Below are 25,809 nucleotides of genomic sequence, written 5' to 3'. Positions count from 1 at the left end.
GATGACACAAGAACGTAAGAAGTTAGTAGAACTAAAAAATGTGTCTCTAACTTTTAATAAAGGAAAATCAAACGAAGTTAAAGCCATTGATGACGTTAGCTTTGATATCTATGAGGGTGAAATTTTTGGCCTAGTTGGTGAATCTGGTTCAGGTAAAACAACCATTGGGCGTTCTATTTTAAAGCTTTATGATATTGATTCGGGTACTGTTACCTTTGCAGGTAATGACATATCAAGCTTAAAAGGGAAAGACCTTCATGAATTCCGTAAGACAGCTCAGATGATTTTTCAAGATCCTCAAGCTAGTCTTAATGGACGCATGAAAATCCGTGATATTATTGCTGAAGGTATTGATATTCATAAATTGGCTAAAACCAAAGAAGAACGTGAAGCCAAGGTTAAAGAGCTCATTGATTTGGTAGGATTAAATGAAGATCACTTATCAAGATATCCTCATGAGTTTTCTGGTGGTCAACGCCAAAGGATTGGTATTGCGCGTGCTTTAGCGGTTAATCCTCATTTTATCGTAGCAGACGAACCGATTTCTGCTTTGGATGTCTCTATTCAAGCACAGGTGGTTAATTTGATGCAGAAGTTGCAACATGAACAGGGATTAACATATTTGTTTATTGCCCATGACCTATCAATGGTTAAATATATATCCGATCGTATTGGTGTAATGCATTGGGGTAAACTCCTTGAAGTAGGACCTGCAGATGAGATTTATCATAACCCGATTCATCCTTATACGAAGAGTCTATTATCTGCAATTCCAGAACCAGATCCAGAAAGAGAGCGTAAGCGTCAACATTTGATTTACGATTCCTCTATTGAAAATGATGGGGAAAGTAGACAGATGTATGAAATCCGACCAGGACATTTTGTTTATGCTACAGAAGCAGAGGCTAAAAATTACAAAGAAGAAGCCAAGGCAAATTAAACAGTAAAAAGGTGGTGATTCCTTAGTCGCCTCCTTTTTATTTTTTAGGTGAGCAAACGTTTACAATACATATGCAAAACAGTATAATAAAGGTGATACAGCAATAGTGAAAGGGGACTAACATGGGAGTGTATAATAACGACTGGTTGCTCAATCAGATTCGTGGGACAGCCAACGTCGTCAGTAAGGTTTTTAAGTTTGAGAGTCTGGATATTGATTTGGGTCAGGTCGAAGATGAAAATGGTCAAATGGTTAGTGGGAATGACTATATTGATGATTTGGTGCTTCGTTCCAAATACCGTCAAGCAACTGAATTTGTCCATGGTCAACTCAAACGTTTGACACCTAATGATTATAAGCTTTTGGTGAGTGTTTATATTGATTATTTGGAGAATTTACCGCCGTTAATAAGGGAAAAACATCAACTTGATAATCGCCAAATAATGGACTGGAAAGCTAAACTTTCAGAATTTTCATGGTAATTTGCTAGAGAGAGTGGGAGAGGAGACGCCAAGCGTTTACGACTTTTCCACCCTCTTTTTTGTGTTATAATAGAATCACTATGGATAAATTAATAAAAACAATTTCAGAATCAGGTTCTTTCCGTGCTTACGTTCTTGATAGTACTGAAACAGTTAGAACCGCACAAGAAAAACACAATACATTATCATCATCAACAGTCGCTTTGGGGCGTACCCTTATTGCCAATCAAATCCTAGCTGCTAACCAAAAAGGTGATAGCAAGATTACGGTAAAGGTTATCGGAAACAGCTCTTTTGGACATATCATCTCTGTAGCCGATACCAAGGGGCATGTTAAGGGCTACATCCAAAATCCAGGTGTAGACATCAAGAAAACAGCGACCGGTGAAGTCTTAGTCGGTCCTTTCATGGGACAAGGTCAGTTTGTTTCAATCATCGATTATGGAACTGGTAATCCTTACACGTCATCAACACCACTTATTTCTGGTGAAATTGGTGAAGATTTTGCCTATTATTTAACAGAGTCTGAGCAAACCCCGTCTGCCGTTGGTCTTAATGTTCTTCTCGACGAGGAGGACAAGGTCAAGGTTGCCGGTGGCTTTATGCTTCAGGTCTTGCCAGGAGCCACCGAGGAAGAAATCGCTCGTTATGAAAAACGTATCCAAGAAATGCCTGCCATTTCAACACTATTGGAATCTGATGACCATATTGAAGCGCTTCTGCATGCTATCTATGGGGATGAGCCTTTCAAGCGTTTGTCTGAAGAGGAGCTTAGCTTTGAGTGCGATTGCTCACGTGAACGCTTTGAAAATGCTCTCTTGAGTCTAGGTAAGGATGAACTTCAAGCTATTAAAGATGAAGATCACGGTGCTGAAATCGTCTGCCAATTCTGCCAAAACAAGTATGAATTTTCAGAAGCTGACTTGGAGGAACTCATCAATGACTAAACTTAATTCGTCCTTCATGATTGGGAATGTGGAGATTCCTCATCGTACAGTGCTAGCTCCGATGGCAGGTGTGACCAACTCAGCCTTCCGTACTATTGCAAAGGAGTTTGGTGCTGGTCTTGTGGTGATGGAGATGATTTCTGAAAAAGGGCTCCTCTACAATAATGAGAAGACCCTCCACATGCTTCATATCGATGAGAATGAACATCCAATGTCTATTCAGCTTTTCGGTGGTGATGCTGAAGGCTTGAAGCGAGCAGCAGACTTTATTCAGACCAATACCAAGGCTGATATTGTTGATATCAACATGGGTTGTCCGGTCAATAAGGTCGTCAAAAATGAAGCTGGTGCCAAGTGGCTCAAAGATCCAGACAAGATTTACCACATTGTCAAGGAAGTAACGTCAGTACTTGATATTCCTTTGACTGTTAAGATGCGTACGGGTTGGTCAGACAGTGATTTGGCTGTAGAAAACGCTCTTGCAGCTGAGTCCGCAGGTGTTTCTGCCCTTGCCATGCATGGTCGTACCCGTGAGCAGATGTACACAGGTCACTGTGATCATGAGACTCTGGCTCGTGTTGCTAAGGCTATCACTAAGATTCCATTTATCGGAAATGGTGATGTTCGTAGCGTTCAAGACGCTAAACTCATGATTGAAGAACTTGGTGTAGATGCCGTTATGGTGGGTCGTGCAGCTATGAACAATCCTTATATCTTCACGCAAATCAACCACTTCTTCGAAACAGGAGAGGAGTTGCCAGAGCTTCCATTTGATAAGAAATTGGACATCGCTGAAGACCACCTCAAACGTTTGGTAGACCTTAAAGGTGAAAAGATTGCTGTCCGTGAATTCCGTGGTCTGGCACCACACTATCTTCGTGGAACAGCAGGAGCAGCTAAGGTTCGTGGCGAAGTCTCACGTGCTGAGTCTGTCGCTCAGGTCGAAGAAATCTTTGCGACTTTGCGATAAGCTTCTATATGATGAAAACTTAACCAGATTGGTTAGGTTTTTATTTTCCGTCTATTCTTCCTTAATAGTATTGATAGAGTTTTTCCATTTTTTTTCGTCCTCCCTTGCAAAACCTCTGTAATTTCGATATAATTAACTGGTTAAGTAAATGGAGAAAGCAATGCTAGAACTAGAAGAACAAGTCAATCAATTGATTAATCAAATCGTGCTCAAGTCTGAAAATCAGCATGAGCTCCTTATTGGGCAGTGCCGTAGTCAAGTTAAATTGACTAATACTCAGGAACATATTCTGATGCTTTTGGCTGAGGGTCGCAAGACCAATTCGGAGCTGGCAAAGACCTTAAATGTCAGTCAGGCTGCTGTTACTAAGGCTGTTAAGACCTTGGTCAAGGAAGGAATGTTGGAGGCCAAGAAGGATAAGGATGATGGACGGGTGACCTACTTTGTCCTGACACAAGAGGCTCAACCCATTGCCCAGGAGCATGAGGAACACCACCAAGAAACGTTAGGCGTCTATCGCTCTGTATTGGAGCAGTTTGATAGTAAAGAACGTCAGATTATAGGGCGTTTCTTGACGAAATTAGAAGAAAAAATCGAGGAATAAGATGCGTTATATTACAGTTGAAGGACTGAGCTTCCAGTATGATGCGGAGCCCGTTCTGGATAATATTCACTATCACTTGGACTCTGGAGAGTTTGTGACCTTGACTGGGGAAAATGGTGCTGCCAAATCAACGCTTATCAAGGCAACCCTGGGTATTCTCAAACCTAAGAAGGGGACTGTGACGATTTCTGATACTAACAAAGATGGCAAGAAGCTTCGAATGGCCTATCTACCACAACAAATTGCCAGCTTTAATGCAGGATTCCCAAGTACCGTTTATGAGTTTGTCAAGTCAGGTCGTTACCCCCATCAGGGATGGTTCCGTCGTTTGAACAAACATGACTTAGAGCATGTTCAACGTGCTCTAGAATCTGTTGGTATGTGGGAAAATCGTCACAAGCAGATTGGACATCTCTCAGGTGGGCAAAAGCAACGTGCCGTCATTGCTCGTATTTTCGCTTCAGATCCAGATATTTTTGTCTTGGATGAACCAACGACAGGGATGGATGCAGGAACAGCCAATACCTTCTATGAACTTATGCACCACTCAGCTCATAAGCATGGTAAGTCTGTCTTGATGATTACCCATGACCCAGAAGAGGTCAAGGAATACACGGACCGTAATATCCATCTGGTTCGTAATCAGAAATTGCCTTGGCGTTGTTTTAACGTCCATGAAAAAGATGGAGAGGGGCACAAACATGATTAGTGAATTATTAACCTATGATTTTATGCAGCGTGCTATTCTCGCCGTCATCGCTATCAGTATCTTTTCACCTATTTTGGGACTCTTTTTGATTCTTCGTCGTCAGAGCTTGATGAGTGATACCTTGAGTCACGTTTCTTTAGCTGGGGTGGCTGTGGGAATTTTCTTGGGGCAATCAACTACTTGGACCACCTTGCTGGTTGTGGTGATTGCTGCTCTAGTCCTAGAGTATCTAAGGGTTAGTTACAAGCACTATATGGAGATTTCAACGGCTATCCTTATGTCTATGGGCTTGGCTGTAGCCTTGATTATCAGTAGCAAGGCGGGTAGCAGTAGCATGAGCTTAGATAGCTATCTCTTTGGATCTATTATCACCATTAGCTCCGAACAGGTGCGTGCCCTCTTTGTGATTGCGGCGATTGTACTGGTCTTGACCTTATTCTTTATTCGTCCTATGTATCTTTTGACCTTTGACGAGGATACTGCTCATGTCGATGGCTTACCAGTACGTCTTATGTCTCTCCTCTTCAATATCGTAACCGGAGTAGCCATTGCTTTGATGATTCCAGCAGCAGGATCGCTCTTGGTTTCTACTATTATGATTCTTCCAGCAGCGATCGGCATGAAAATCGGTCAAACCTTCAAATCCGTGATTTTTTGGGCCATTGGTATTGGATTGGTCGGTATGCTCTCTGGTATCTTCATTTCCTATTATTGGGAAACGCCAGCAAGTGCGACCATCACACTGATCTTCATTGCTTTCTTTGGACTGGTATCAATCTTTGAACCCCTTTTAAAAGCAGAATAAATAGAAGAAAAGAGCTTGAGAAATCAAGTTCTTTTTGTGATATACTAAAGTAGTTTTTGAGATATTGTTTGAAAAAGGCGTTAAATGTGGTCAAACAAATCCATTGGCTATTTGTTAATGTCTATCATTCCCTCATAAAAATAATAAAAAGGAGAAAACATGGAAATCTTTTTAACAAGTATATCTGGAATCCTAGTCATCTTGGGTATGATTTTAGTGGGCTTTGTCATGGGTGAAAAGGGCTGGTTTGATGACAAGTCGCGTGGTTTAATCGCTAAGTTGGTTACTCAAATTGCTTTGCCCTGCTATATGCTTTATACCATCACGCAACGTTTCACAGCGGCTGACCTCCTAAAAATGTTGCCAGATTTACGTTTTCCAGCGCTATCTATGGTTATCTTACTTGGTATTGCGACAGCCGTGGCTAGGATTTTTGCCGTGAGACAGGACCGCCGTGGCCTCTTTATTTCCATGTTTTTTAATTCCAATACGATTTTCGTGGGGCTTCCCATCAATCAGGCCCTTTTTGGAGATGCTAGTATTCCCTATGTTTTGATCTATTACATGTGTAATACGACCTTTTTCTGGACCTTGGGGACCTATCTCATCCAGCGTGATGGTGAAGGAGAAGCTGAGTTTGACCTAAAAACAAGCTTGAAAAAGGTGTTTTCACCTCCTTTGATGGGCTTTATGCTGGGGCTTCTTATCGTTATTCTACATATTAAGTTCCCCGCTTTTCTAGCCAGTGATTTGCAGTATCTAGGTAGTTTAACCACTCCCTTATCTATGATATTTATTGGTTTGTCGGTCTCCAATGCAGGTGTGAAGCAACTGACTCTTAAAAAGGATCAAGTCTTAATTCTGCTTGGTCGCTTTGTGGTTGCCCCACTTTTGATGGCTGCCATCGTTTATTGGTCACCCTTACCAACTTTGATGAAGCAAGTCTTTATCATCCAGTCCGCTATGCCTGTTATGACCAATGCACCTGTGGTTGCCAAACTCTACGGAGCAGATAGTGATTACGCTGCAGTCATGGTGACGGAGACAACACTTGCAACCATGGTGGTGATTCCTATTCTCATGGTTTTGATGGCTTAATACGTATCAAAAGCCCCGGTTTTACTGGGGTTTTAACTTTTTTTAAAAAAATCAAAAAAAGTTAAGGAAAGCGCTTTACAAATCAGTAAAAGATGCTATAATAATTACATAAGGTATGCAAACGTTTGCATCAAAAGTAGGAGGAAATGAAATGAATAAGCTAAAAGAAAAATTTGGCTTTGAGTTCTGGCAGAAATTCGGTAAAGCCCTCATGGTTGTTATCGCGGTTATGCCAGCAGCAGGTCTTATGATCTCTATCGGTAAAACGATTGCCATGATTAATCCAAACGTGGCACCACTCGTTATTACAGGTGGATTTATTGAGCAAATTGGTTGGGGGGTTATCGGTAACCTTCACATCTTGTTTGCCCTTGCCATTGGTGGTAGTTGGGCTAAGGAACGTGCAGGAGGTGCTTTTGCAGCAGGTCTTGCCTTTATCCTGATTAACCGCATGACTGGTTCAATCTTTGGTGTCACTTCGGATATTCTTGCTGATAAGAGTGCTATGGTACACACACTTCTTGGCCAATCAATCAAGGTATCTGATTACTTCATCAGTGTTTTGGAAGCTCCAGCCCTTAACATGGGTGTATTCGTAGGTATCATCTCTGGTTTCATCGGAGCTACTGCTTACAATAAATACTATAACTTCCGTAAATTGCCAGAAGCTTTGTCATTCTTCAATGGTAAACGTTTTGTACCATTCGTAGTTATTCTTCGTTCAGCTATTGCAGCTATCGTTCTTGCTATTGTATGGCCAATTATCCAATCTGGAATTAACGGTTTTGGTATGTGGATTGCCAACTCAAAAGAAACTGCTCCAATCTTGGCACCGTTCTTGTTCGGTACTTTGGAACGTCTTCTCTTGCCATTTGGTCTCCACCACATGTTGACTATCCCAATTAACTACACTCAATTGGGTGGTACTTATGAAGTCTTGACTGGTGCTGCAAAAGGTACTAAAGTTTTGGGTCAAGACCCACTCTGGCTCGCATGGGTTACTGACCTTGCTAACCTTAAAGGTGCGCATCCAGATCAATACAAACACCTTCTTGAAGCCTACACACCAGCCCGCTTTAAAGTTGGTCAAATGATTGGTTCATTTGGTATCTTGATGGGTATCGTAGTAGCCATCTACCGTAACGTCGATGATGATAAAAAACATCAATACAAAGGGATGTTGACTGCAACTGCACTTGCAACATTCTTGACAGGGGTAACAGAGCCAATCGAGTACATGTTCATGTTCGTGGCTACTCCACTTTACATTGTTTATGCTTTGGTACAAGGATGTGCCTTTGCCATGGCTGATATCGTTAACCTTCGTGTTCACTCATTCGGTTCTATCGAGTTCTTGACACGTACACCACTTGCTATTAACGCTGGTTTGGCGATGGATATCGTTAACTTCATTTGGGTAACTGTACTCTTTGGTGTTATCATGTTCTTCATCGCAAACTTCATGATTAAGAAATTTGACTACGCTACACCAGGACGTAACGGTAACTATGAGCAAGCTGATGATGCTTCATCAGAATCTGCTGGCTCAGCAAGTGCTGGAACAAGCTCAGCAAGCTCACAAGTTATCAACATTATCAACCTTCTTGGTGGACGTGCTAACATCGTCGATGTTGACGCATGTATGACTCGTCTCCGTGTTACTGTTAAAGATGCTGAAAAAGTCGGAACTGAAGAACAATGGAAAGCTGAAGGAGCTATGGGTCTTGTCATGAAAGGACAAGGGGTTCAAGCTATCTATGGTCCTAAAGCAGACGTATTGAAATCTGATATCCAAGACGTTCTTGATTCAGGTGAAGTTATTCCTGAAACACTTCCAAGTCAAATGACTGCTGTTCAAAAAGCAGAAGCTAACTTCAAAGGTGTGACTGATGAAGTGCATTCAGTTGCTGATGGTCAAGTTATCAACATCGAAGATGTTAAAGACCCAGTATTCTCACAAAAAATGATGGGTGACGGCTTCGCTGTAGAACCAGAAAACGGTAAAATCGTTTCACCAGTAGCTGGTAAAGTGACAAGCATCTTCCCAACTAAACACGCTCTTGGTTTGGTAACAGATAATGGTCTTGAAGTTTTGGTTCACATCGGACTTGACACTGTTAGTCTTGAAGGTAAACCATTCGACGTTAAAGTTACTGAAGGTCAAACAGTTGCTGCAGGTGACCTCTTGGTTGAAGCAAACCTTGATGCTATCCGTGAAGCAGGTCGTGCAACATCTACAGTTGTTGTCTTTACAAATGCAGATGCAATTAAATCAGTTAAAGTAGAACATACAGGTAAATTGGCTGCTAACGCTCCAGTTGCAAAAGTAGAACTTTAATTTGCTAAACGATAAACAAGCAGACAGCCCTTGGGCTGTTTTGTTTGTAAATGACCCTATGTCATTTCTAGATGCAAGTCAGAAGAGGGATAAACTTATGAAATTTCTAACTTTAAATACTCACAGTTGGATGGAAGAAGATGCAGAAGGAAAATTCCAAACCTTAAAGAAACAGATCCTAAAGGCTAAGTATGATATTATTTGCTTCCAGGAAGTTAACCAAGAAATAGAGACTTCTGTTGTGGACACGGATGCTTACTATCATGCACTTCCATCAGCAACACCAATACACCAAGATCACTTTGTCCGTCTTCTTGTGGAAAAGTTAGCTGAAGAAGGACTTCAATACCATTGGACTTGGGCCTATAATCACATTGGTTATGATCACCTTAATGAGGGGGTTGCCGTCTTGTCACGTCAACCATTGACAGCGAGTGAAATCTTGGTTTCAGATGTTGATGATCCAACTGACTACCATACACGCCGTGTAGCAGTTGCTGAAACTACTGTAGATGGCCGAGAAGTTGCTGTTGCTAGTGTTCACCTTTCATGGTGGGACAAAGGTTTCCAAGAAGAGTGGGCACGTATTGAAGAACGTTTCAAAGCTATTGGGAAACCGCTCATTCTAGCAGGTGACTTTAATAACCCAGCAGGTCGCGAAGGGCATAAAGCCATTTTGGCTAGCTCGCTCAATCTTCAAGATAGTTTTGAAGTAGCCAAAGAAACAACTGGTAGCTATACAGTTGGACCAGGTATCGATGGCTGGAAGGGCAATGAAGAGCCTTTACGTATCGATTATGTTTTTGCTAGCCAAGATTGGACAGTAGAGCGCCTTAGTGTGATTTTTGATGGCAATAACCAACCTTTGGTAAGTGACCACTATGGTCTTGAAGCAGAATTAACATTTAAGTAGAAACTGTATCCTATTATGACCTAATAAGGGTAAAAAACATTGTCAAAAGACAAATAAAAGAGTAAACTAGAAGCTATAATTGAATTTTTATAAGGAGAGACTAATGGCTCATATTACATTTGATTATTCAAAAGTTTTGGATAAATTTGTAGCACCACACGAAGTGGACAACCTTCAAGCACAAGTAACAGTAGCAGACGAAATGATTCGCAAAGGAACTGGCCCAGGGGCAGACTTCCTTGGATGGCGTGACCTTCCAGAAAACTACGATCGTGAAGAATTTGATCGTATTTTGAAGGCTGCTGAAAAAATCAAAGAAGAAAGCGATGTTTTGGTTGTTATCGGTATCGGTGGTTCTTACCTTGGTGCCAAAGCAGCCATTGACTTCTTGAACCATCACTTTGCTAACCTTCAAACAAAAGAAGAACGCAAAGCACCACAAATCGTTTATGCTGGTAACTCAATTTCATCAACATATCTTGCAGACTTGCTTGAGTATGTTGAAGATAAAGACTTCTCAGTTAACGTTATCTCTAAATCAGGTACAACAACTGAACCAGCTATCGCTTTCCGTGTTTTCAAGGAACTCCTTGTTAAGAAATACGGTCAAGAAGAAGCAAACAAACGTATCTACGCAACAACTGACCGCCAAAAAGGTGCAGTTAAAGTTGAAGCAGATGCTAATGGTTGGGAAACTTTCGTTGTTCCAGATGACATCGGTGGACGTTTCTCAGTATTGACAGCTGTAGGTCTCTTGCCAATCGCAGCTTCAGGTGCTGATATCAAAGCCCTTATGGAAGGTGCTAACGCTGCACGTAAAGAGTATTCTTCATCTAAAATCTCTGAAAACGAAGCTTACCAATACGCTGCACTTCGTAACATCCTTTACCGTAAAGGTTACACAACTGAAATCTTGGCTAACTACGAACCATCACTTCAATACTTCTCAGAATGGTGGAAACAATTGGCTGGTGAATCTGAAGGTAAAGACCAAAGAGGTATCTACCCAACATCAGCAAACTTCTCAACAGACTTGCACTCTCTTGGACAATTTATCCAAGAAGGTACACGTAACCTCTTTGAGACAGTTGTTCGTGTGGAAAAACCACGTAAGAACGTGATTATTCCTGAATTGGAAGAAGACCTTGATGGACTTGGTTACCTCCAAGGTAAAGATGTTGACTTTGTTAACAAAAAAGCAACAGACGGTGTTCTTCTTGCTCACACAGATGGTGACGTGCCAAATATGTTCATCACTATCCCTGAACAAGATGCCTTTACATTGGGTTACATCATCTACTTCTTTGAAATTGCGATTGCTCTTTCAGGATACTTGAATGCTGTTAATCCATTTAACCAACCAGGTGTAGAAGCTTACAAGAAAAACATGTTTGCTCTTCTTGGAAAACCAGGATTTGAAGAACTTGGAGCAGAACTTAACGCTCGCTTGTAATTATCAGATAAGATCAGCTTTGGCTGGTCTTTTTTTATCCATTTGTAGGCTAAAACTCTCCATTAATTATTTCTTGTAGGTTAATTTACGATTTTTGTTTTAAACATGTTTGAACCGGCTAGTTGGGTTTTATGACTCTTTAATTTAGGGATGATTGTTGCTATAATTAATTCATCATAGGAGGATGGATTATGATTGGACCTACGGAAATGGGTGCTTTATTGAAAAAAATTCGTTTATCAAAGAATTTAACATTGAAAGAACTTGCTAGTGATTATTTATCAGTATCTTTCCTATCCAAGTTTGAACGTGGAGAATCTGATATCTCATTATCTAGATTTTTTCTTTTGTTAGATAAGTTGGATGTCAGTATTGAAGAGTTCTATGGCATTTTATATCAAGATAATCCAACTCATACCGAAAAGTTATTAGAAAATGCTAGTAAGGCGTATTATCAAAACGATGTTTTATTGTTACAGAAGTATGCAGGAGAAGAGCGTCATAAATTTGAGCTCACACAAGAAAAATCATTTCTCTATAACAGTATTATGCTAGAATCTTTTTCGGCAAGTGTTTCCAATAAAGAAGTTGATGAAAATAAGATAAGGGAGTTAACAGACTATCTTTTTAGCATTGAACAATGGGGAAAAAGAGAGTTAATCATATTCGGAAATAGTATGTCATTTATTTCCACCCAGACACTTAATATTTTGACCAAGGAGATAGTGTATAGAACTAGCCTTTTTGGAAATAGCGACTCAAATCAAAGAGTTCGACTTAGTCTTCTCATTAATGCAGCTTATGAATTTTTACGACGTGATGAATTAGATTCTGCGAAATACTATTTAGATTTAGTCAATGATATTGGAATTCCTGAGGTTTTATTATATGAAAGACATGAGTTGATATTTGTAATGGGGTTCTACTTGATAAAGTCGGGTGAAGTTGCTGAAGGAAGAAATCTAATTGAGGGGTGTTTAGAAACACTTAGAAATTTAGGTGCAGAAAAGTTATTGCTTATGAAGGATGCGGAGTATCAAGAGTTGCTGAATTCCACTATATGACAATTTTATAGAATGAGCAAAAAAATAGGATAAACTAAGACCATAGTACAACATCACTATGGTTTTTAAATTTCAATGGATACAAGGTATTCCAATGTCTTCGATTTATCCAACTAGCTATATACTAAGGTGATGTAGATTGTGAGGAAGTCTATGAGAACCCATATTCTTAAATACAAGTATGAAAACTTAGTTCATATCTTACTGTTAGCGCTGAATGCCGCTATTTTTGTGAGTGCTTCGGTTACTTTAGCTTTAATGACTAATCAGCTGGTATCAAAGCAAATCCAATCTTTTTTGGCCTTATTAGGTCTGGAGGTAGGACTTTACGTTATTTATTTAGTTTTGAATTATATTATCACAGTTCATCAGGCAAAATTAATTCAGAAGATGTCTTTGGTGATTCGGCAATCTTATCTTAGTAAAATTACTCATCATTCTTTTAGTGAATTCAGAAAGATTGATATTGGAGAACATCTCTCAGTATTAAATAATGATATTCAATTGATTGAATCGAACGGCTTTACAAGTATTTATATCCTTTGTTCAACGGTTTTTACTACCTTATTTTCGATTATCGCCTTATTAAGTTATGATGTAAGGATTGTTCTGTTAGTCATTTTATTAACTTTGTGCCTGACTTATCTTCCTAAACCATTTGCCACTAAAATGCAGAAAGCAATGGAGAGATTTTCCAAAGCGAATGAGGAACTTGTCTCAGGAATAAGTGACCAGTTATATGGATATGCAGATGTTTATTACGCCAGTCGTAAACATATTTTTCTTAGACAAGTGAAATCTATTGTTGAGGACTATATTTCCCAGAAAATCATTTATACAAAAAGGAGCACTAGTACAGAGACTCTGATGTCCTTGTTTTCAGTCATCGCTCAGATGTTGATACTACTCTTAACCGGTTTGTTAATTATTTTTGGGAATATTGCTGTAGGTACCATTGCTTCTGTGGGTCAGATTTCAGGTAACATATTTAACTCTCTATCAACTATTAATCAGCTACAAGTAACCATTAAGTCTGTTGAACCTATCTTAAGAAAATTCGAAGATTATCCTACGGTCTCAAAGTCTGACCTACCTATTTTTCAGGATATTAATTTTGAGAATGTGCGTTATTCTTTTGGAGAAAATGCTATTATTAAGGGATTCACTCAAACCTTTAAAGAGGGAGGTAAATACGCTATTACTGGATGCTCAGGTAGTGGGAAGTCAACCCTGATTAATTTGCTCCTAGGAAATCTTAAAGATTATGAAGGAAAAATCTTGTTTGGAAAATTGGAGTCAAAAGAGATTGATGAGAATTCAATCGTGTCTTCATGTGCCTATGTTGGGAGTCAAACCCATATTTATAATGACACCTTGAGGAATAATCTAACTCTTTGGAATGATGCTATTACTGATACGCACATCAAGGAAGCTCTTGAAAGAGTTAATCTTTTATCTTTCCTAAGTCGTATAGATGAGCAAGTAAATGATGGAAGCTTTTCGGAGGGACAAAAACAAAGAATAGGTCTTATAAGAGCATTCTTAAAAGGAAGTTCAGTTGTGATTTTTGATGAAGCTACTGCAAATCTTGACCATGATAATGCTACTCGTATTGAGTACCAATTATTAAGTGATCCCGATATCACTTTTATCACGGTTACCCACCATCTTATAAAGGGAAATGAACTATATTTTGATAAGATTGTTCGTTTGGGAGAGAGTGATGAGTAGATGTTTTGTAAGCTAAGTGGTTCGTCTTTATTTCAATTTTACTAACGGCAGTCAAAGTGCTATAATGTAAGGGATTGTGAATTTAGCGTGTTTTGCTATTTTCAAAAAAGAAAAAAACAAATCAGAGATGTCAGAACATCTCTTAGAAGAGGTGAATCCCATGGGACGTAAATGGGCTAATATCGTTGCTAAGAAAACTGCTAAAGATGGTGCTAACTCAAAGGTTTACGCTAAGTTTGGTGTTGAAATCTATGTAGCTGCTAAACAAGGTGAACCAGATCCAGAATCAAACTCAGCTTTGAAATTCGTTTTGGAACGTGCTAAACAAGCACAAGTGCCAAAACACGTTATTGATAAGGCCATTGATAAAGCCAAAGGTAACACAGATGAAACTTTCGTTGAGGGGCGTTATGAAGGATTTGGGCCTAATGGTTCTATGATCATCGTAGATACTTTGACTTCAAACGTTAACCGCACAGCTGCCAATGTACGTACTGCCTTTGGTAAAAACGGTGGTAACATGGGTGCTTCAGGTTCAGTATCATACATGTTCGATAAAAAAGGTGTTATTGTATTTGCTGGCGAAGATGCAGACGCTATCTTTGAGCAGTTGCTTGAAGCAGATGTAGACGTTGAAGATGTAGAAGCAGAAGATGGAACAATTACTGTTTACACAGAACCAACAGACCTTCACAAAGCTTTGGAAGCTCTCCGTGCTAATGGTCAAGAGGAATTCCAAGTCACTGAACTTGAAATGATTCCACAATCTGAAGTTACTCTCGAAGGTGAAGACCTTGAGGTCTTTGAAGGACTCGTTGATGCACTTGAAGCAGATGACGATGTTCAAAAAGTTTATCATAACGTAGCAGACTTGTAATGTGATTAAACACTTTCCTCAGAATGGAAAGTGTTTTTATGTGATTTGTCTAAAGATTTGCCTTGCTTGTCCTGCTTTAATCTGATATAGTAGTAGCCAAGTGAATTATTGGAGGAACACGAAATATGAAAATAATACCTATTCTTGCTATTTATGTGATTGCATTTATTGCTTACATCGCTTATAGCCGTCGTCGTCAGGCAAAAGCTCAAGAAGACCGCTTTTCAGGTCTTGCTAAAGGTGCTGAAGTTGAAACAATTGGTGGTTTAATTGCTATCGTTGATGAGGTTGATAAAGAAAATAATCGTATCGTTTTGGATGCTGAAGGTGTTTTCTTGACCTTCGATTTGAGCCGTTCAATCATGAAAGTGATTACGCCTGCACCAAGTTTAGAAAAAACAGAAACTAGTGAAGAGACTGTCATTGAAGAAGATTCAGCCATTGAGTCTTCTGATGAAAAGTAAGTTGTGAAGTTATAATTCCAATTCAGAGGTTGGCGACTTTTGTTCCAGCCTCTTTTTACGTTTTCTAATCTCCCTAGTGTTAAAAACTGTTCAGAACCCCTAAAAATATGGTAAAATAAAGGGTAAACTATATTTAGAGGATATTCCATGTTTAAATTTAGAAAAAAATCTCATCAAGAGGTTCTAGACAAGATTCCTAACCATATTGGTATTATTATGGATGGGAACGGCCGTTGGGCTAAAAAGCGTCTGCAACCACGTGTGATGGGTCATAAGGCTGGGATGGATGCTTTGCAAAAGGTAACCATCGAAGCGTCACAACTTGGAGTCAAGGTGTTGACGGTTTATGCCTTTTCAACGGAGAACTGGTCACGCCCACAAGATGAAGTAAAATTCATCATGAATTTGCCAGTTGAATTTTTTAACAAATATGTACCAGAATTAGACAAAAACAATGTTCGTATTTTGACGATTGGGGATAATAGTCGTCTACCTAAGGAAACTTTGGAGGCTCTTGAAAAGGCGGTTGAGCAGACTAAACATAATTCAGGTCTGGTTCTTAACTTTGCGCTTAATTATGGTGGCCGTGCGGAGATTGTGTCTGCTGTTCAAGCCATTGCTAAAGAAGTTGAAGCAGGTAAACTTAGTTCTGAGGCTATTGATGAAGATCTTATTGCAAAGCATTTGATGACGGATAAGTTGCCGTACCTCTACCGTGATCCGGATTTGATTATTCGTACGAGTGGGGAGCTTCGTCTAAGTAATTTCTTACCTTGGCAGTCTGCCTACAGTGAGTTCTACTTCACAGATGTTTTCTGGCCAGATTTTGACCAGAAAGGGCTACGCCAAGCCATCTCTGACTACAATAAACGTCACCGTCGCTTCGGTGGTGTCTAGAAAGGACCTCTCATGCAAGAACGTTTAATTGGTGGGGGTGTGGCAGCAGCCATTTTCCTCCCATTGCTCTTTATCGGTGGTCTTCCTTTCCAGCTTTTGGTTGGGGCTATGGCCATGGTTGCAGTGTCTGAGATGCTTCGTATGAAGCACTTGGAGATTTTCTCTATCGAAGGTATTTTGTCTATGTTGGCAGCCTTTATTTTGGCAGTGCCGATTGACCATTACTTTGTCAGTCTTCCGACAAATGCCAGTGTGACAGGCTTTGCTATTATTTCTTTTTTGATTTTAGCAGGGATTGTCCTTAATAGCGACCACTATTCTTTTGACGATGCAGCCTATCCGATCGCATCTGCCTTTTATGTTGGTTTCGGTTTCCAAAATCTTATTGCGGCACGTTTGGATAGTTGGGAAAAAGTTCTTTTTGCGCTTTTCATTGTTTGGGCGACAGATATTGGAGCCTACCTCTTTGGGCGTCAATTTGGTCAGAATAAGTTATTGCCAAAAGTATCACCAAACAAAACCATTGAAGGTAGTGTTGGTGGTATCTTATCAGCAATCATTGTAGCACTTGTTTTTGGTTTGATTAACCATGGAGTCTATGCTCCACACAACTTCTTCTGGTTGCTTATCTGTACGATTCTCTTTAGTATTTTCGGTCAATTTGGTGATTTGGTGGAATCAGCTATTAAACGTCATTTCGGCGTTAAAGACTCAGGAAATCTCATTCCTGGGCACGGTGGTATTTTGGACCGTTGTGATAGCTGGATTGTCGTTTTCCCAATTATGCACTTCCTAGGACTTTTTTAAGGGTGGTGGTGTCTAAATGAAAGCTATTATTACTTTTTTACTGATTTTCTGTGTAATTGTCGTCTTCCATGAATTTGGTCATTTCTTCTTTGCCAAACGCTCGGGCATTCTGGTTCGTGAATTTGCCATCGGAATGGGACCGAAAATCTTTGCCCACACTGGTAAGGATGGTACCGTTTATACTGTTCGTATCCTCCCCTTGGGTGGTTATGTCCGTATGGCTGGTTGGGGTGAAGATACAACTGAGATTAAGACGGGTAGCCCTGCCAGTCTAACGATTGGGACTGATGGTAAGGTAAGGCGTATTAATCTTTCTAATCGTCAGGTTGACCAGACGGCTTTGCCTATGAATGTCACTGCCTATGATTTAGAAGATAAGTTGACCATTACTGGTCTAGTTCTAGATGAAACCAAGACTTATGACGTTGACCATGATGCTACTATTGTTGAGGAAGATGGTACAGAACTTCGTATCGCTCCAAAGGACGTCCAATATCAAAATGCTAGCATTTGGGGACGTTTAATAACCAACTTTGCTGGTCCTATGAATAACTTCATTCTTGGAGTGCTTGTTTTTATTATCTTAGCCTTTGTTCAAGGAGGTGTCCACGACACATCAACCAACCGTATTCAAGTGGCAGATGGTGGTGCTGCTCAGGTGGCAGGCTTGAAAAATGGAGATGCCATTGAGGCTATCAATAAGGACAAGGTTACGGATTGGGATAGTTTAAAAGCAGCTTTGACAAGTAATACTCAAAAATTCTCCAAAGGTGACAGCCTTTCTGTGACAGTTAAGAGAAGTAGTGGTCAGGAAGAAACAGTTTCTATTAAACCGAAGGAGAGCCAAGGTAGCTATCTTTTGGGTGTCTCTCCTGCCTTAAAGACAGGTCTTAAAGATAAGATTTTTGGTGGTTTCCAAATGGCTTGGGAAGGGACAACAACCATTCTTGTGGCGCTGAAGGGCCTTATTACCCACTTTAGTTTGAACAAGCTCGGTGGACCTGTTGCCATGTTCCAGATGTCTGCTCAAGCTTCTGAAAATGGGTTGGTTGATATTCTCAATCTTATGGGAATGCTCTCTATTAACTTGGGAATTTTCAATCTTATTCCAATTCCAGCCCTTGACGGTGGTAAAATTGTCATGAACCTTATTGAAGCCATTCGTCGTAAACCCCTTAATCAAGAAATTGAAAGCTATATCACACTTGCAGGTGTTGCGGTCATGGTCGTCCTCATGATTGCAGTCACTTGGAATGATATTATACGTGCTTTCTTTTAATTAGAAACAAAAATGGAAATGAAAGGAAGTCTAAGGGACTTGACCCAAGGGCCAGCTCCTTAGTATGTAAATGATGAAACAAAGTAAAATGTTGATTCCAACACTTCGTGAAATGCCAAGTGATGCTCAAGTTATCAGTCATGCCCTTATGGTACGTGCGGGTTACGTGCGTCAGGTCTCTGCTGGTATTTACGCTTATATGCCATTAGCAAATCGTGCTATTGAAAAATTCAAAGCGATCATGCGCGAGGAATTTGAAAAAATCGGTGCGGTTGAAATGTTGGCGCCAGCGCTTTTGACAGCAGATTTGTGGCGTGAATCAGGCCGTTATGAAACCTATGGTGAAGACCTGTATAAATTGAAAAACCGTGATAAATCTGACTTTATCTTAGGTCCAACTCATGAAGAAACGTTCACAGCCTTGGTTCGTGATGCGGTTAAATCATACAAGCAATTGCCACTTAACCTCTACCAAATCCAATCTAAATATCGTGATGAAAAACGTCCACGTAACGGTCTTCTCCGTACACGTGAGTTTATCATGAAAGATGGCTATAGTTTCCACCAAAACTATGAAGATTTGGATGTCACTTATGAAGACTACCGTAAGGCCTATGAGGCTATCTTCACACGTGCTGGTCTTGAATTTAAGGGTATCATCGGTGACGGTGGTGCCATGGGTGGTAAGGATTCTCAAGAATTCATGGCGGTTACTCCTGAGCGTACAGACCTTGATCGTTGGGTCGTTCTTGACAAGTCAATCGCTTCATTAGATGAAATCCCAGAAGATGTCATGGAAGACATCAAGCATGAATTGACATCATGGTTGGTATCAGGTGAAGATACGATTGCTTACTCTACAGAATCAAGCTATGCCGCTAACCTTGAGATGGCAACAAATGCCTACACACCAGCGACCAAGGTTGTGACGCAAGAAGAAGTGACTCGTGTTGAAACACCAAATTGCAAGTCAATTGATGAAGTTGCTGCTTTCTTGAATGTTCCAGAAGAACAAACTATCAAGACCTTACTCTTTGTGGCGGATGATGAGCCTGTAGTGGCCCTCCTCGTGGGTAATGATCATGTTAATGATGTGAAGTTGAAGAACTTCCTTGCAGCGGACTTCCTTGAACCAGCTACAGAAGACGAGGCTCGTCAAGTCTTTGGTGCTAACTTTGGTTCTCTTGGTCCGGTCAACCTTCCTGACGATATTCGTATCATTGCCGACCGTAAGGTTCAAGATGTGGCTAATGCTGTCGCTGGAGCTAACGAAGATGGCTACCACTTGACAGGAGTTAACCCAGAGCGTGACTTCAAGGCGGAATACGTGGATATTCGAGAAGTCAAAGAAGGTGAGATTTCTCCAGACGGTCAAGGAGTTCTTAAGTTTGCGCGTGGTATTGAAATCGGCCATATCTTCAAACTTGGTACGCGTTACTCAGAAAGTATGGGGGCTAATGTTCTTGACGAAAATGGTCGTGCAGTTCCAATTATCATGGGATGTTACGGTATCGGTGTTAGCCGTATCTTATCAGCGGTTATCGAGCAACATGCACGTCTCTTTGTTAACAAGACTCCAAAAGGTCAATACCGTTATGCTTGGGGTATTAATTTCCCTAAAGAATTGGCGCCTTATGATGTTCACTTGATTACGGTTAACACTAAAGACGAGGAAGCAACTGCCTTGACAGAACGTTTGGAAGCTGCTCTTATGGCTGAAGGTTATGATGTCTTGACAGATGATCGTAACGAACGTGTCGGTTCTAAGTTCTCTGATAGTGACCTCATCGGACTTCCAATCCGTGTGACAGTTGGTAAAAAAGCCAGCGAAGGTGTTGTTGAAGTTAAAATTAAGGCAACTGGTGATACTATTGAAGTTAACGCAGATAACTTGATTGAAACACTCGCTATCTTGACAACAGAACAAATGCTTTAATCTTTAAAAAATCTTTTCTTGCAGGAGCAGGAAGAGATTTTTTGTCTTAAGTGTAAATATGGTTAAGAAAGGAGAAGGAGACAAATTCCAATTTGACAGAATTGTCTAAATAGTGTAAACTTAAAACTATCTTAACTACGGAGGCATCACATGCTTAATAAAGCGACCCATTTGGGAAATCTTAAAGCTTTTTATTACTTTGGTTTCTTTAGATAGGACGTTTGTGTTTCAGGATACAAGCGTCAGTCAGTTTGTATCTATGAAGCTAAAGCATTTTGTGGTGGATTAGCCGATTAGATGAATAGGTCTAACCGGTGACATAAGCTAGCTTATGCTAGTCAAGATGCAGAAAACCAGTTGGGCCTGTCCTAGCTGGTTTTTCCATGCCGTGGTCTATTTTTGATATCTCTTTTTACCACACGCATTTTCTATATCTTGGTTACTTGTCGCTGAGATGTAAAGCGTGCCAGTGTTTACTTGATGGATGACTTGGGAAAGTGCTTCCTTGAAGTAAACAATGAAACGACGAAGACGCATGTTTGTAGTCTGACCGCTTCAGAAAAAGGAATCGAAAATAGATAGAATAAAAAAATAGAGGTATACAAGATGAAGAAATTCTTGGTCAGTATGATGGCTGTTCTCACAGCTGTCCTCTTGGTTGCATGTTCCAATGTTTCTAACAAAAAAATGGTTCACGTTGGTGTTCTCCAATATGTGGAGCACCCGTCCTTGTCAGCAGCACGTAAGGGGTTCATTGAAGAACTCAAAAAGGAAGGCTATGTCGATGGTAAGAACATCAAGATTGATTATCAAAATGCGCAAGGAGATCAGTCTAACTTACAGACGATTTCTCAATCGCTCATTGAAGATAACGATCTCATGTTGGCTATCGCAACCCCTGCGGCCCAGTCTTTGAGTAGTTTGACAAAGGATAAACCCATTCTCTTTACAGCTGTTACGGATCCAGTCTCAGCTAAGTTGGTTAAGTCTATGGACAATGTTGGTAGCAATGTCACCGGAACGAGTGATATGTCACCTATCAATAAACAAGTTGAATTATTGAAAAAGGTCCTTCCGAACACTAAAAAAGTTGGGATTATGTACACGACTAGTGAGCGTAATTCAGAAGTTCAGGTTGAAGAAGCCAAGAAATACTTCAAGAAAGCTGGTATAGAGACAGTTGTTAAGGGAATTTCATCAACCAATGATATCCAAGATACAGCCAAGAGCTTAATGAGTCAGACAGAAGTTATCTTTATCCCGACTGACAATACCATTGTTAGTGCAATCAATACCTTGGTCGACCTTTCGAAGGAGACGAAGATACCAGTTGTCGGTGGTGATGCTGGAAGTGTTGAAAAAGGTGTTCTCTTTACCTACGGAACGAACTATGAAGCACTTGGTCGCCAAACCGGTAAGTTGGCAGGTCGTGTTATCCGAGGTGAGAAAATCAAGGATGTAGATGCCGAATATCCTAAGACCTTGAATGTTGTGATTAACCATGACATGGCCAAGGAACTCGGTATTGATATGTCTAGTATTAGTGATGAGGAATCTAATTCTGCAATGAAAGATGACAAACCTATCGCTAAAAAAGACAAGGGTGTCATCAAGCTTCAAGTGAAGAAATCATCTAAAAATGGTTTATCGAATGTGGTGTTGACAGCTATTTCTCAAGGTCTTCTCTGGGCCATTATGGCCATTGGGGTGTTCATTACCTTCCGTATCTTGGACCTTGCTGATTTGACAGCTGAAGGGGCTTTCCCACTTGGTGCTGCGACAACAACTATCATGATTATCCGTGGGATTAACCCAATCTTTGCGACTATTGGTGGTTTTGTAGCTGGTATGTTTGCAGGAGCTGTTTCTGGATTTATGCATACCAAAATGAAAATACCGGCTCTCTTAACGGGGATCATCACCTTGACCGGTCTCTATTCAGTTAACCTTTTGGTTCTTGGTAGCGCCAACGTCTCTCTTGCAGGGCATAACACGCTCGTGACCATGGTTATGGGGCTTGGTTTGTCTAAGTTAAATGGTGTCATTCTACTCGGGCTTATCTTTGTTAGCCTAGTCGTGCTCATGTTGGTTGTTCTTCTCAATACGCAGGTTGGTCTAGCTCTTCGTGCGACCGGTGATAACCTTGCTATGGGTGAAGCCAATGGTATCAAGGTAGACCGTATGAAAATTCTTGGCTACATGATTTCTAATGGATTGATTGCCCTCTCAGGTGCCCTCTTAGCCCAAAATAATGGCTATGCAGATATGAACATGGGTACTGGTACAATCGTAAACGGCTTGGCTGCTATCATCCTGGCTGAAGTTATTGTTAAGTACTTACCACTTGGCAAACGTCTCTGGTCAATTGTCCTAGGTGCTGTTCTCTATCGTTTGGTTTTGGTTATCATCCTTGCTATGAACGTTGACGCACAGATGTTGAAATTGGCCTCAGCTATCTTGCTTTCTATCATTCTTTATGTACCTGAAGTGCGAGGAAAATTGAAAATCAAGCCCAATAAATCATTGACTCCAGGAGGTGACAAGTAATGGCTCTGCTTAGTTTACAAAAGATTCATAAAACATTTGAAAAAGGGACAGTCAATGAAAATCACGTCCTACGTGGTTTGGATCTTGACATCGAACAAGGAGATTTTATCTCTGTTATCGGAGGAAATGGTGCTGGTAAATCAACCTTGATGAATTCCATCGCTGGTGTCCTCAGCATTGATGAGGGAGATATCTTATTAGAAGGGCAGTCTATTAAGAAAGCATCTGTAGATGTGCGTTCTAAGGATATTAGCCGTGTCTTCCAAGACCCTCGAATGGGGACAGCGACCAACCTTTCTATCGAAGAAAATATGGCGATTGCCTACCGTCGTGGTAAGAAACGTAGCTTCTTTAAAAAGTCAATCACCGAAAGTGAACGCCAACTTTTCAAGGAAGCCTTGGTAGACCTTGGTCTTGGTCTTGAGAATCGTATGAAGACCGATGCCAATTTCTTGTCAGGTGGTCAACGCCAGGCTTTAACACTTGCTATGGCAACCCTAGTCCGTCCAAAGATTTTGCTCTTAGATGAACATACTGCGGCGCTAGATCCTAAGACAAGTGACATGGTCATGCACCTAACTCGTAAGATTGTCGAAGAACAAGAGTTAACGACTCTCATGATTACCCATAATATGGAACACGCCATTGAATATGGAAATCGTCTAGTTATGCTCTATCATGGTAAGATCGTCGTAGATGTGCGTGGTGAAGAAAAGAAAAACCTCACTGTGGCAGAACTTATGGATCTCTTCCATAAAAATAGTGGACAGGTCCTCAATGACGATGCCTTGGTACTTGGTTAAGAGATTAGAAAAGAAACTATCCAAAGTTTATGTTTTGGGTAGTTTTTTCTTGACTATTTTTGACCAAGTGCTAAAATGAATATATAGATTAGCACTCATCGTGTACGAGTGCTAAAAACAACGTTTAAAACGTTACTTATACGAAATAACATTTGGAGGTAATTGGTATGGCATTGAAACCATTGGGCGACCGCATCGTCGTCCGTTTTGAAGAAACAGAAGAAAAAACAGCCAGTGGCTTTGTATTGGCAGGAGCTAGTCATGAAGCTACAAAGACTGCAGAGGTTTTGGCAGTAGGTGAAGGCGTTCGTACGCTTACTGGTGAATTGATTGCACCTAGTGTTGCAGCAGGCGAAAAAGTCCTTGTCGAAAATGGTGCAGGTGTCACTGTTAAAGACGGTGATGATTCCGTTTCTATTATTCGTGAAGCAGATATTTTAGCAGTCCTAGCCTAGGCATTGCTAATCAGAATATAAACTAAGATAAAGAAGGAGTAACTATGGCAAAAGATATTAAATTTTCATCAGATGCACGCGCAGCAATGGTGCGTGGTGTTGATGCTTTAGCTGATACAGTTAAGGTAACGCTTGGCCCTAAGGGTCGTAATGTTGTTTTGGAAAAGGCTTTTGGATCACCTCTTATCACTAATGATGGTGTGACAATCGCTAAAGAAATTGAACTTGAAGATCACTTTGAAAATATGGGGGCCAAACTCGTTAGCGAAGTGGCTTCAAAAACGAATGATATTGCCGGTGATGGAACAACCACAGCAACCGTTTTGACACAAGCTATTGTCCGTGAAGGGCTCAAAAACGTAACAGCTGGTGCTAATCCAATTGGTATCCGTCGTGGGATTGAAGCAGCTGTAGCTACAGCTGTGGAAGAGCTTAAAGCCATTGCCCAACCAGTTGCCAATAAGGAAGCTATTGCTCAAGTCGCAGCGGTTTCATCTCGCTCTGAAAAAGTTGGTGAATACATTTCAGAAGCTATGGAACGTGTTGGTAATGACGGAGTTATCACTATTGAAGAGTCTCGTGGTATGGAGACAGAACTGGAAGTGGTCGAAGGTATGCAATTTGACCGTGGTTATCTTTCTCAATACATGGTGACTGACAATGAAAAAATGGTAGCTGACCTTGATAATCCATTTATCCTTGTGACTGACAAGAAAATTTCAAATATCCAAGATGTTCTTCCACTCTTGGAAGAAGTGCTTAAGACAAGCCGTCCACTTTTGATTATTGCTGATGACGTGGATGGTGAAGCTCTTCCAACACTTGTTCTTAACAAGATTCGTGGAACCTTCAATGTCGTAGCTGTTAAGGCCCCTGGCTTTGGTGACCGCCGTAAAGCGATGTTGGAAGACATTGCCGTTTTGACAGGAGCAACTGTCATCACAGAAGACCTTGGCCTTGAGCTTAAGGATGCGACTATGGCAGCGCTTGGTCAAGCTTCGAAAGTAACTGTTGAAAAGGATAGCACAGTTATCGTTGAAGGAGCAGGAAGCCAAGAAGCTATTGCCAACCGTGTCAACCTTATCAAATCTCAATTGGAAACAACAACTTCTGAATTTGACCGTGAAAAACTTCAAGAACGTTTGGCTAAATTGTCAGGTGGGGTTGCTGTCGTTAAGGTTGGTGCAGCTACTGAAACAGCCCTTAAAGAAATGAAGCTTCGTATCGAAGATGCCCTTAATGCCACTCGTGCCGCTGTTGAAGAAGGTATCGTAGCTGGTGGTGGTACAGCTCTAGTCAATGTTATTGCTAAGGTAGCTGAACTTGACCTTGAAGGTGACGACGCTACAGGACGTAACATTGTCCTTCGTGCCTTGGAAGAACCAGTTCGTCAAATTGCTTTCAATGCTGGTTATGAAGGTTCAGTTATCATTGATAAATTGAAGAATAGTCCAGTTGGTACAGGCTTTAATGCTGCCAACGGTGAGTGGGTAGATATGGTTGAAGCAGGAATCATTGACCCAGTTAAGGTAACACGTTCTGCCCTTCAAAATGCCGCTTCTGTAGCTAGTCTTATCTTGACAACAGAAGCAGTCGTTGCTAATAAGCCTGAACCAGAGGCTCCAGCAGCGCCAGCTATGGATCCAGGTATGATGGGTTACTAAGATTTTAAGAAATAAACAATAAAAAC

24 protein-coding genes are annotated in these 25,809 nt (G+C 40.7%); 23 read left to right on the top strand and 1 reads right to left on the bottom strand.

Translation table 11 applies throughout. The features are described 5' to 3' along the window. Position 1 precedes the first annotated feature (1 nt). From PCY14_RS02030 to PCY14_RS01940, 19 genes are all read left to right on the top strand, one after another. Positions 2-940 carry an ABC transporter ATP-binding protein gene (locus PCY14_RS02030; protein WP_008535734.1) on the top strand — a complete coding sequence of 313 codons (939 nt, stop codon included), beginning with the start codon at positions 2-4 and terminating at the stop codon, positions 938-940. Positions 941-1,062: 122 nt separating this feature from the next. Beyond that, a complete protein-coding gene (locus tag PCY14_RS02025) occupies positions 1,063-1,422 on the top strand; it encodes a hypothetical protein (RefSeq protein WP_021144927.1) in 360 nt (119 codons plus the stop codon). Between the two features lie 80 nt (positions 1,423-1,502). Continuing rightward, positions 1,503-2,369 (top strand): Hsp33 family molecular chaperone HslO, encoded by an 867-nt coding sequence (gene hslO / locus PCY14_RS02020; protein WP_021151369.1) that lies wholly within the window; start codon positions 1,503-1,505, stop codon positions 2,367-2,369. Next, positions 2,362-3,339, top strand: a complete 978-nt coding sequence (gene dusB, locus PCY14_RS02015; protein WP_002883588.1) for a tRNA dihydrouridine synthase DusB — start codon at positions 2,362-2,364, stop codon at positions 3,337-3,339. Before hslO ends, dusB begins: the two co-directional genes overlap by 8 nt. A 160-nt stretch (positions 3,340-3,499) precedes the next feature. Beyond that, on the top strand, positions 3,500-3,943 hold the full coding sequence (locus PCY14_RS02010; protein WP_021144930.1) for a zinc-dependent MarR family transcriptional regulator: 444 nt from the start codon (positions 3,500-3,502) through the stop codon (positions 3,941-3,943). 1 nt (position 3,944) lies between these two features. After that, a complete protein-coding gene (locus tag PCY14_RS02005; RefSeq protein WP_004183815.1) occupies positions 3,945-4,652 on the top strand; it encodes a metal ABC transporter ATP-binding protein in 708 nt (235 codons plus the stop codon). Next, positions 4,645-5,457, top strand: a complete 813-nt coding sequence (locus tag PCY14_RS02000; protein ID WP_021151370.1) for a metal ABC transporter permease — start codon at positions 4,645-4,647, stop codon at positions 5,455-5,457. The genes PCY14_RS02005 and PCY14_RS02000 overlap by 8 nt, the downstream gene beginning before the upstream one ends. Positions 5,458-5,616: 159 nt before the next feature. Continuing rightward, complete coding sequence (locus tag PCY14_RS01995; protein WP_021151371.1) at positions 5,617-6,555, top strand: AEC family transporter; 939 nt, start codon at positions 5,617-5,619, stop codon at positions 6,553-6,555. A gap of 151 nt (positions 6,556-6,706) precedes the next feature. Beyond that, the gene (locus PCY14_RS01990; protein WP_293919506.1) at positions 6,707-8,893 is read left to right on the top strand and encodes a PTS transporter subunit IIBC; all 2,187 of its coding nucleotides are present in this window, start codon (positions 6,707-6,709) and stop codon (positions 8,891-8,893) included. 97 nt (positions 8,894-8,990) lie between these two features. After that, positions 8,991-9,806, top strand: a complete 816-nt coding sequence (locus PCY14_RS01985; RefSeq protein WP_013989985.1) for an endonuclease/exonuclease/phosphatase family protein — start codon at positions 8,991-8,993, stop codon at positions 9,804-9,806. A gap of 103 nt (positions 9,807-9,909) precedes the next feature. Next, positions 9,910-11,259 (top strand): glucose-6-phosphate isomerase, encoded by a 1,350-nt coding sequence (locus tag PCY14_RS01980; protein ID WP_021151374.1) that lies wholly within the window; start codon positions 9,910-9,912, stop codon positions 11,257-11,259. A 191-nt stretch (positions 11,260-11,450) separates the two neighbouring features. Further along, the gene (locus PCY14_RS01975; RefSeq protein ID WP_021151375.1) at positions 11,451-12,323 is read left to right on the top strand and encodes a helix-turn-helix domain-containing protein; all 873 of its coding nucleotides are present in this window, start codon (positions 11,451-11,453) and stop codon (positions 12,321-12,323) included. A 153-nt stretch (positions 12,324-12,476) separates the two neighbouring features. Then, complete coding sequence (locus PCY14_RS01970) at positions 12,477-14,054, top strand: ABC transporter ATP-binding protein (protein ID WP_021151376.1); 1,578 nt, start codon at positions 12,477-12,479, stop codon at positions 14,052-14,054. A gap of 160 nt (positions 14,055-14,214) precedes the next feature. Beyond that, positions 14,215-14,931 (top strand): YebC/PmpR family DNA-binding transcriptional regulator, encoded by a 717-nt coding sequence (locus tag PCY14_RS01965; protein ID WP_021144941.1) that lies wholly within the window; start codon positions 14,215-14,217, stop codon positions 14,929-14,931. A gap of 125 nt (positions 14,932-15,056) precedes the next feature. Further along, positions 15,057-15,395, top strand: a complete 339-nt coding sequence (locus PCY14_RS01960; protein WP_004183800.1) for a preprotein translocase subunit YajC — start codon at positions 15,057-15,059, stop codon at positions 15,393-15,395. Positions 15,396-15,542: 147 nt separating this feature from the next. Then, entirely contained in the window at positions 15,543-16,292 is a 750-nt protein-coding gene (locus PCY14_RS01955; RefSeq protein ID WP_008535747.1) for an isoprenyl transferase, read from the top strand. Positions 16,293-16,304: 12 nt separating this feature from the next. Beyond that, a complete protein-coding gene (locus tag PCY14_RS01950) occupies positions 16,305-17,099 on the top strand; it encodes a phosphatidate cytidylyltransferase (protein WP_021144944.1) in 795 nt (264 codons plus the stop codon). Between the two features lie 16 nt (positions 17,100-17,115). Then, positions 17,116-18,378, top strand: coding sequence for an RIP metalloprotease RseP (gene rseP, locus PCY14_RS01945; protein WP_008535749.1), 1,263 nt, complete (start codon positions 17,116-17,118; stop codon positions 18,376-18,378). Positions 18,379-18,451: 73 nt separating this feature from the next. Then, positions 18,452-20,314 carry a proline--tRNA ligase gene (locus PCY14_RS01940; RefSeq protein ID WP_301363107.1) on the top strand — a complete coding sequence of 621 codons (1,863 nt, stop codon included), beginning with the start codon at positions 18,452-18,454 and terminating at the stop codon, positions 20,312-20,314. A 393-nt stretch (positions 20,315-20,707) separates the two neighbouring features. Here the strand turns inward: PCY14_RS01940 and PCY14_RS01935 are convergent, their stop codons facing one another. Continuing rightward, positions 20,708-20,851 (bottom strand): hypothetical protein, encoded by a 144-nt coding sequence (locus PCY14_RS01935; protein ID WP_021144947.1) that lies wholly within the window; start codon positions 20,849-20,851, stop codon positions 20,708-20,710. A 69-nt stretch (positions 20,852-20,920) separates the two neighbouring features. Here PCY14_RS01935 and PCY14_RS01930 point away from each other — a divergent pair, with 69 nt between their 5' ends. The 4 genes from PCY14_RS01930 to groL all read left to right on the top strand — a co-directional run bounded on the left by PCY14_RS01930 (position 20,921) and on the right by groL (position 25,783). Next, the gene (locus PCY14_RS01930) at positions 20,921-22,861 is read left to right on the top strand and encodes an ABC transporter substrate binding protein (RefSeq protein ID WP_021151378.1); all 1,941 of its coding nucleotides are present in this window, start codon (positions 20,921-20,923) and stop codon (positions 22,859-22,861) included. After that, positions 22,861-23,664 carry an ABC transporter ATP-binding protein gene (locus PCY14_RS01925; RefSeq protein ID WP_021144949.1) on the top strand — a complete coding sequence of 268 codons (804 nt, stop codon included), beginning with the start codon at positions 22,861-22,863 and terminating at the stop codon, positions 23,662-23,664. The genes PCY14_RS01930 and PCY14_RS01925 overlap by 1 nt, the downstream gene beginning before the upstream one ends. A 167-nt stretch (positions 23,665-23,831) precedes the next feature. Beyond that, positions 23,832-24,119: a co-chaperone GroES gene (groES, locus tag PCY14_RS01920; RefSeq protein ID WP_008535753.1), complete on the top strand. Its 288-nt coding sequence runs from the start codon at positions 23,832-23,834 to the stop codon at positions 24,117-24,119. A 44-nt stretch (positions 24,120-24,163) separates the two neighbouring features. Beyond that, positions 24,164-25,783, top strand: coding sequence for a chaperonin GroEL (gene groL, locus PCY14_RS01915; RefSeq protein WP_004183788.1), 1,620 nt, complete (start codon positions 24,164-24,166; stop codon positions 25,781-25,783). The last annotated feature ends 26 nt before the right edge of the window (positions 25,784-25,809 follow it).

This window comes from Streptococcus sp. SV2 (assembly GCF_030440175.1).
GTDB classification, from domain to species: domain Bacteria; phylum Bacillota; class Bacilli; order Lactobacillales; family Streptococcaceae; genus Streptococcus; species Streptococcus raffinosi.
This window is presented reverse-complemented; position numbering and strand designations above follow the sequence as displayed.

What these genes read in the sequence shown, in the direction of transcription:
- rseP (WP_008535749.1), top strand. Translation starts at nt 17,116, where the DNA reads ATGAAAGCTATTATTACTTTTTTACTGATTTTCTGTGTAATTGTCGTC.
- hslO (WP_021151369.1), top strand. Translation starts at nt 1,503, where the DNA reads ATGGATAAATTAATAAAAACAATTTCAGAATCAGGTTCTTTCCGTGCT.
- PCY14_RS01930 (WP_021151378.1), top strand. Translation starts at nt 20,921, where the DNA reads ATGAAGAAATTCTTGGTCAGTATGATGGCTGTTCTCACAGCTGTCCTC.
- groL (WP_004183788.1), top strand. Translation starts at nt 24,164, where the DNA reads ATGGCAAAAGATATTAAATTTTCATCAGATGCACGCGCAGCAATGGTG.
- PCY14_RS02005 (WP_004183815.1), top strand. Translation starts at nt 3,945, where the DNA reads ATGCGTTATATTACAGTTGAAGGACTGAGCTTCCAGTATGATGCGGAG.
- PCY14_RS02000 (WP_021151370.1), top strand. Translation starts at nt 4,645, where the DNA reads ATGATTAGTGAATTATTAACCTATGATTTTATGCAGCGTGCTATTCTC.
- PCY14_RS01985 (WP_013989985.1), top strand. Translation starts at nt 8,991, where the DNA reads ATGAAATTTCTAACTTTAAATACTCACAGTTGGATGGAAGAAGATGCA.
- PCY14_RS02025 (WP_021144927.1), top strand. Translation starts at nt 1,063, where the DNA reads ATGGGAGTGTATAATAACGACTGGTTGCTCAATCAGATTCGTGGGACA.
- PCY14_RS01970 (WP_021151376.1), top strand. Translation starts at nt 12,477, where the DNA reads ATGAGAACCCATATTCTTAAATACAAGTATGAAAACTTAGTTCATATC.
- PCY14_RS01935 (WP_021144947.1), bottom strand. Translation starts at nt 20,851, where the DNA reads ATGCGTCTTCGTCGTTTCATTGTTTACTTCAAGGAAGCACTTTCCCAA.
- PCY14_RS01925 (WP_021144949.1), top strand. Translation starts at nt 22,861, where the DNA reads ATGGCTCTGCTTAGTTTACAAAAGATTCATAAAACATTTGAAAAAGGG.
- PCY14_RS01980 (WP_021151374.1), top strand. Translation starts at nt 9,910, where the DNA reads ATGGCTCATATTACATTTGATTATTCAAAAGTTTTGGATAAATTTGTA.
- PCY14_RS01955 (WP_008535747.1), top strand. Translation starts at nt 15,543, where the DNA reads ATGTTTAAATTTAGAAAAAAATCTCATCAAGAGGTTCTAGACAAGATT.
- PCY14_RS01975 (WP_021151375.1), top strand. Translation starts at nt 11,451, where the DNA reads ATGATTGGACCTACGGAAATGGGTGCTTTATTGAAAAAAATTCGTTTA.
- PCY14_RS01950 (WP_021144944.1), top strand. Translation starts at nt 16,305, where the DNA reads ATGCAAGAACGTTTAATTGGTGGGGGTGTGGCAGCAGCCATTTTCCTC.
- PCY14_RS01960 (WP_004183800.1), top strand. Translation starts at nt 15,057, where the DNA reads ATGAAAATAATACCTATTCTTGCTATTTATGTGATTGCATTTATTGCT.
- PCY14_RS02010 (WP_021144930.1), top strand. Translation starts at nt 3,500, where the DNA reads ATGCTAGAACTAGAAGAACAAGTCAATCAATTGATTAATCAAATCGTG.
- groES (WP_008535753.1), top strand. Translation starts at nt 23,832, where the DNA reads ATGGCATTGAAACCATTGGGCGACCGCATCGTCGTCCGTTTTGAAGAA.
- PCY14_RS02030 (WP_008535734.1), top strand. Translation starts at nt 2, where the DNA reads ATGACACAAGAACGTAAGAAGTTAGTAGAACTAAAAAATGTGTCTCTA.
- PCY14_RS01940 (WP_301363107.1), top strand. Translation starts at nt 18,452, where the DNA reads ATGAAACAAAGTAAAATGTTGATTCCAACACTTCGTGAAATGCCAAGT.
- PCY14_RS01965 (WP_021144941.1), top strand. Translation starts at nt 14,215, where the DNA reads ATGGGACGTAAATGGGCTAATATCGTTGCTAAGAAAACTGCTAAAGAT.
- PCY14_RS01990 (WP_293919506.1), top strand. Translation starts at nt 6,707, where the DNA reads ATGAATAAGCTAAAAGAAAAATTTGGCTTTGAGTTCTGGCAGAAATTC.
- PCY14_RS01995 (WP_021151371.1), top strand. Translation starts at nt 5,617, where the DNA reads ATGGAAATCTTTTTAACAAGTATATCTGGAATCCTAGTCATCTTGGGT.
- dusB (WP_002883588.1), top strand. Translation starts at nt 2,362, where the DNA reads ATGACTAAACTTAATTCGTCCTTCATGATTGGGAATGTGGAGATTCCT.